This window comes from Methylobacterium variabile (genome assembly GCF_001043975.1).
GTDB classification, from domain to species: domain Bacteria; phylum Pseudomonadota; class Alphaproteobacteria; order Rhizobiales; family Beijerinckiaceae; genus Methylobacterium; species Methylobacterium variabile.
Genome location: NZ_LABY01000514.1, coordinates 1 through 733, shown reverse-complemented (window position 1 = coordinate 733; position 733 = coordinate 1). Strand labels below are relative to the sequence as shown.

The window sequence follows — 733 nt, the reverse complement described above, 5'->3', positions numbered from 1 at the left end:
CGCCATGTCTCCTGTATGACGCCGTCTCGCACCCGCGTTCTCACCACCCTCATCACGTCTATGGCTATCGTCATCTTTCGTTCCATCATCCCATATCTGCGTTGCGTGCACTGTTTCTTTTTTTTCTCAGCCCCGCCGAACCACGCCGATTTACACCTCTCTATTCGTCGCCAGCGTCAGATTTGTCTAAGAGACACCCCCCTCCCCTGGCGGCGCCCGCCGGGACTGGGGTAAAGGCGGTCCGGTCCCGCGTGCACGCACCAGGAGGTCATGTCATGGAGATCCACCGGAGCGGGTCCCGTCCGTCGCAGACGGGCTCCGCGGAGTACTTCACCGGCAGGGTGCGGATCGACCCGCTGCTCGGCCCGCCGGATCCGGCCCGGGTCGCCGGTGTTCTCGTCACGTTCGAGCCGGGGGCGCGGACGGCGTGGCACACCCATCCCCTCGGTCAGACCCTGATCGTGACCGCGGGCCTCGGCTGGGCCCAGGTCGAGGGCGGCCCGATCGAGGAGATCCGGCCCGGCGACGTGGTGTGGTTCCCGCCCGGCGAGAAGCACTGGCACGGAGCGACGGCGACGACCGGCATGAGCCACATCGCCATCCAGGAGAAGCAGAACGGCAGCGCCGTGACCTGGCTCGAGCCCGTGACCGACGCCCAGTACGGCGCCCGCTGAGGGAACGAATTCTATGCCGCACGTCGTCGTCAAACTCTACGCCGGCCGCAGCGAGGCGC

1 protein-coding gene is annotated in these 733 nt (G+C 67.0%); it reads left to right on the top strand.

Going from position 1 to position 733, the window contains the following annotated elements; all coding sequences use genetic code 11:
* Window positions 1-275 precede the first annotated feature (275 nt).
* Window positions 276-674: a (R)-mandelonitrile lyase gene (locus VQ02_RS34240; RefSeq protein WP_048448745.1), complete on the top strand. Its 399-nt coding sequence runs from the start codon at window positions 276-278 to the stop codon at window positions 672-674.
* Window positions 675-733 lie beyond the last annotated feature (59 nt).